The organism is Endozoicomonas sp. YOMI1 (genome assembly GCF_024606345.1).
GTDB lineage: Bacteria > Pseudomonadota > Gammaproteobacteria > Pseudomonadales > Endozoicomonadaceae > Endozoicomonas.
In genome coordinates, this window is sequence record NZ_JAHHPM010000270.1 from 1 (window position 1) to 5635 (window position 5635).

A 5635-nucleotide genomic window follows, 5' to 3' on the forward strand; every position below is an offset into this window, starting at 1 on the left:
GTTGTTGTGCTGTCAGATATACCAAGTTTGCCTTCTGTTGTGGTGGTTTCAGATGATAATACTTCTTGCCCGGTTGTCGATTGATGTATTGCTTTTTTATCAATTGTCGTCTGACTTGTAGTACCTGCTATTGCCTGATCTTCTGTTTTGGCCGTTGAAGTTGTTGTTAGCAGTGGTGCAGCAGTTGCGCCATTTAAAATATCAGAGGTACTTTTCTTCGCTTCCTGCGTGATAGCCTCAGGTGTTGAAGTGGCTATTGGTTGGTTTGTTGATTCAGTAGTCTGTGTTGTCGCTGGTGCAGAACTTGTAAAATCAGCGGCGCTGTGGGAGCTGTCATCATCTCCTGTCTTTGGGATAGTGCCAGCAGTTTCTGTCTGACTGGTTGATGGCTCTGTGGTTATTACAGTTTTTAATGTCTCTGTTGGTTGGTCAACACTGGTTGCATCGTCTGGAACAGTGGCAATACCTGCATTTATATTGTTGCTGTTTCCGGTGCTTGATGACGTCGCTGGTTTGGTTGTTGGCTGTATCGTGGTGTGCTCTGCATCGATTGCCTTTTTTATTGGTGGTTGGTTTGGTTTTGCTGCTGAGCCTTGGGAGGCTTGCTTTTCAGAGTGTTTTTTATGTTTTTTTTCGATCGCTTTTTTTATGGCCTCGTACAACTTTTTAAGTGTTTTGGCTCCTTTTTTTGTCGCGACACCACCTGCTCCAATGCCTCCTCCAACTTCACCACCGGCTTCACCACCGGCTTCACCACCAGCTCCAGCGCCTGCTCCAGCGCCTGCTCCAGCTTCACCACCGGCTTCACCGCCAGCTTCACCACCTTCACCTTCACCTTCGCCGTCTTCTGCCTGGTTACAGCCGCCAACCGAGCGTGTGCATCTGGCGGCCTGCTTTCCTTTGACAGCTTTCTTTCCAACCTCTTTAAGGGTTTTTTCCCCGACTTCTTCTCCAGTTTTTTCTCCGCCTTTTTCTCCAACTTTCTCTCCAACTTTCTCTCCAAATTCCTCCCCGAATTCCTCACCTGTGTTCTCACCTGCGTTTTGTAGCCCGTTCAAGATTCTGTCTGCTGCATCCTCGCCGACCTCAGTGGCACTTGCCATTTTTGACAGTAGTGACAGGCATCCGGAGCAGTTGGTTAAGAATGATACCAATGCTAGTCCGGCAGTGCCGCCGATCCCGCCACCGATTATCCCACCAATAGTACTACCGGATACACCGCTGCTGCCCTGGCTTTCGGGTGCTCCATGGGTACCGTCGGGTTGGGCTGCACCGGCACTAGCGCCCGGCTCTGGGTCAAGCATGCGGAAGTCTCTTTCACCAGCCAGCTTGAACCGCTCTCCGTCAGTGATGGTGTCCAGGTTAGTGGTCGCACCTTGTGGTACTGATTGAGCATCGGCATCAGCGGTTTTTTTCGGGGCGGAGGGCAAGTGTTTGGCGATGTCATTCAGTGTGGTGACAGCGTGGGCATTCATCAGCCTGATGTTGGTTGAGTATTCAGCTGGATTTGGATACATTTCCAGGGCGGTAAGGACTTCCCGCATCAGATAAACCATGGGCATTTGCTTAATTTCTGCCAGTGTTTCTGACTCTGATGATGACAGGGATTTCAGGTTGATGTGCAGACGTTTCCGGGTGGCAGCATTTTTGACGGTTGCAAGGTATTTTGTCGTCAGGGCGTTGATTTTTTCCTTGTCAAGTGCTTCGAGTTCGTAGGGGCGGTGGGTCATTATATCTTTAAGAGTTAGTGCTGAATCCTGGATCAGTTCAAGGTTTTCAAACTCAATGTTTTCAAACGGGCTCAGGATATCCTTGGTAAGAGGACAGAAACCTGTGCCTGGAATGGGGACAGCATCTGCCTTGGGGGGGACCAGTGGTATCTTCTGTTTATCAGAAAAACGCTTTAGTACCTTTAGTATGTTCTTTTGTAGCTGATTCAGATCATTACCAGTAACCGTCATCACACCGACTTGAACATCCTGAACTGTGAGTCTGAAGACATTGTCGCTTTTGCTAAAAGCGAAGTAACAGATATGATCAGAAGCAGGTGCAACCCCAAACTGGGCCAATTCAGTACCAAGGCTGTCAACATCAACCTGGTGAAGCAGTTTCTTGATCAGATCACTTATTGAATTGAATCTGCGCGATGTGATTTTAAGCTCGTTCTTTACTGCATTCCTCACTGTTTGTGCTTTTTTGTAGGCTTGGGCAATATATAAGCTGTCAGTATTCAGCCCCAATGAAGCTGGATGATTCTTTAGTGAATATGGAGTCTTGAGATATAATACATCCTGCAAGGTCATTCTGATCTGGATTGGGAGCCGAGTATAACCGGTACCAAACAATATTGACTCTGCCAGACTAGTCAATGAAGTTGAGAACTTCCCATTTTGGCCTGCTATGGCTGTGGACAGTACATCCGCGAAACAATATCCCAGTTTCTTATCGTAAGCCAGGGCCAGGGCATCATGAGCAATCGCTTGATAAAAGATCTTATGCAAATTGACCGAGGCAGCTGCCTTATTGGCCAGTGATTGTACCTTAGCCAGATTTTTTTTTAACGCACTGATTTCTTTTAAAAATTCATGATAAGGGTTTTCTGATTCGTAGCCTTCTCGGATATACTGTATTTTGTTGTACAGTATATTAACCTTGAAGGTAATTTGGCCAGCTTGGTAGAAACCTTTGTCTTTGATAGCCTTTTCAATGTCTTGGCTGTACTTTTCCAGCCCTGACTTAATCGTTTCTTTATTTTTCATCCATTCGAACATCTCTTCGAATTCAGGATCATTAGTGATGTGATCAACTTCATACAGAGCTTTGGTGAAGGTATCACGCATTTGCCTGAAGCCTTGGAAGAATTTTTTCATCTCTTTCTGCATTGGTTCTTTCTCAAATTCATCAAGCAGTCTTTCGAACTTAAATTTAATGTTCCCAATTTCCATTTCTGTAAGGTTTCTTCTGGTTCTTTTTCTTTTCGTGTCATCCTGATCATGGCTCGGGAGATAACTCTTTATTTGGTCAGTGAGCTGTTTCAGTTTATTGTTATAAACCCTGGCGTCGTCGGGAAAGGATTTTTTAATAGCCCTGGTGAAGGAAGAAACAATGAGTACCAGATTGAATAATTCATACATTGTCACCCTTGCTTCAATACCTGATATTAACTCGGACAAATCAATCATTGGGTGTGGCCGCTGACTGTAACGGATGTCCGGCAATGGATCCTCCGGACGTTTACCGATGATTGTTTCGGGCTGCTTAGCTATCCCGGTGATATTCCCCCAGGAATTTTCGGCAGTTGCCATGAGACTGTTTTTTTGCTGTTGTTGGTAGTCCACCAGCTCGTCTTTCAGTGACGCCATTAACGTCATTTTCACACTGTCGGAAAGCAACTCACCCAGTGGCGGCAGGGCAGTCGTCGGTGTAAGTGGACTTGTTGTGTTGGTCGCCTGAGTTGTGTTTACCGTCTGGGCTGTAGCCGTTGCTGAACTGTCGCTAACCGTTGTATGTGTTGGTATTGAGGGGGTGAAAGTACGGGTATGCTCAGCAGTTGATAAGATGGGTGATGAGACCGTGCTGTCGGTGGTTGAGCCAGACCGTAGTCCTGTGGTTTCCGGATTGACGTCAGTGGTAGTGGAATCTTTGGATAATGGGATTAACGGTTTGTCAGCAAGGGAATTTGTCTCAGTGCTATTGCTGTGATTTTTTTCAGGTGCAGGCTTAATGAAAAGTTTATCATGAGCACGATACTGCAGGTATTCAGTTAATTTCTTTTGCATATTTTCTATCTTGCCTTCCAGAACCTTGGTTTCTGCCTGGTTTTTATTAATCAGTTTCTGGACATCTGATTCGGCACTTGTTCGATAAGACAGGAATTTCTTTTTGGTTGATTGTTCGGATAAATCTTTTTGAGTGGCATCAGCAGTGTAGGCATTCGGATAAGCAGCTGACGTTGGTGCTATCTGGTTATTCATTACCTGTTACCTTTGTATCAGTCAGTTGATGTGGAACAATGTATTGGCCAGTGTCTTATGATTTTTACAGGCAGACGAACGGATAAATCAGACGCTATTATTTTTTGTAATAATTCAGCTTTCAGCAAATGCATATTGTTGTGATTTTGAACAGCTCTAGATAGTGAATGGTAAATGTCTATTAAACGTTGGAAGATTAATATAGTAAGGGTTGTTAATCTTGTTGAAAAAAATACTCTTATATTCGTCAGTTTTATTAAAAGAAGATTCTCTCAAACTTTTTTATTGGGTTTGCCACAATTTGATGCATCAGCTTTATCAACAAGCTGGTCTTTAGAATTATTACTAATATTTTTGATAACCATCAGGCGATGGTTTTCACTACTGTTTTGATTCTTCTTGCCAGCCCTTTCTTCAAACCCTCTATATCGACCTTCCAGGCAGGTAATATTGATGCGTAGCTGTGGATTTTCATTCAGGAATATCTCAGGCGACAGAGTTTCAGGTGGTTCCGGAACCGTAGCTATGGAAAGTTATGGAAGCATTGTGTTGCAAATTGAAGTACCCATTGAATCTGGCAACATGCTGGATCTTGAAGATGGACTACAGCGAGCATTGAATGAAGCAGGGCAGCTCGGAACAAAAGAGTTGCTTGAACTGTTTGAACCACCCAACAAAGACCCCATTGTCGTAAACCAGCAGAAGTGGAGTTACAAGGGTAAGGTACTGAAGCGATATGAAACCATGTATGGATGCGTGCCTATGGAACGTTCTGTTTATCAGGGAGTCAGAGGTGTTAAGCTGGCACCTCTTGATCTTCCCACCGGTATTGTCGGCTCAGCTACCCCCAAGTTTGCCAAAACACTCGCTTGGAAATACAGCCAGATGCCCGCTCCTGCTGTTAAAGAAGACTTTGCAACCAACCATCAAAGAACTCTGTCTAACTCGTATATCAAGCATTTATCCGACAGGGTAGGTGCATTAATTGAAGACCAAAAAGGCATCGAATATGTCTTGCCGCTCCTGCCAGAACCAGTAACTGTGAGGAACCGGATGCCTTAATTGGGCTCGTCCGGCTCTGCGAGGGCTGAGGACGGTAACGTCCTCTTCTACTCGGAGGCCTGTCCATCCCCCCTTGATTCTATTCTCCCCGATTCTACCTTTCAAAACTCTGAACTTTCTTATAAACGACATTGTTTGTGCATAAAGAAAGAGCTGACCCTGATTTTTTTCTTTTTGAACACATTCAAATTTCAAGCCCTGGCACTGATTTCTAAAAAAAAGCTCCTTTGGTAGTAGGAGCTTCGTTTTTTTGGTAACGGGTATCAGTCAGGATTGTTCCGGTTGTGATCGCTGATTAAAACATTTGTCCAGCTCAGCTACTTTATCAAGTCGTCCCAGTCTGTACCGAGTTCATTTACTTCATGGGCTGGTTCCTGCGTAGGAACACTCTGCCTGTTCATCCGTTCCCGGATTCCCTTAATACCCTGTGATACTGAGTTGACCGCAGCGCTTGCCAGTTCTTTACCACGGGTAAGTGGTTTCATCGCCAGCTCCTGACCACGCAACCCCTCCTGGTAACCGGTAATCCATTGATAGGTTGAATAGCCGGCAATCCCCAATCCGCCCGCTGCCAGAAGGGAACCTGTGGTAATTCCCAT

General features: G+C 45.1%; 2 protein-coding genes and 1 pseudogene. 1 reads left to right on the forward strand and 2 read right to left on the reverse strand.

Annotated elements, in window-relative coordinates; genetic code table 11:
* A pseudogene (locus KDK15_RS09470) lies at positions 1-3974 on the reverse strand (hypothetical protein); the annotation flags it as partial.
* A gap of 453 nt (positions 3975-4427) precedes the next feature.
* Between KDK15_RS09470 and KDK15_RS09475 the strand changes: the two are divergent.
* Positions 4428-5036 (forward strand): hypothetical protein, encoded by a 609-nt coding sequence (locus tag KDK15_RS09475; protein WP_257295112.1) that lies wholly within the window; start codon positions 4428-4430, stop codon positions 5034-5036.
* A gap of 317 nt (positions 5037-5353) precedes the next feature.
* Here the strand turns inward: KDK15_RS09475 and KDK15_RS09480 are convergent.
* Positions 5354-5635: hypothetical protein (locus KDK15_RS09480; protein ID WP_257295113.1), on the reverse strand; the 282-nt coding region annotated here is incomplete at its 5' end.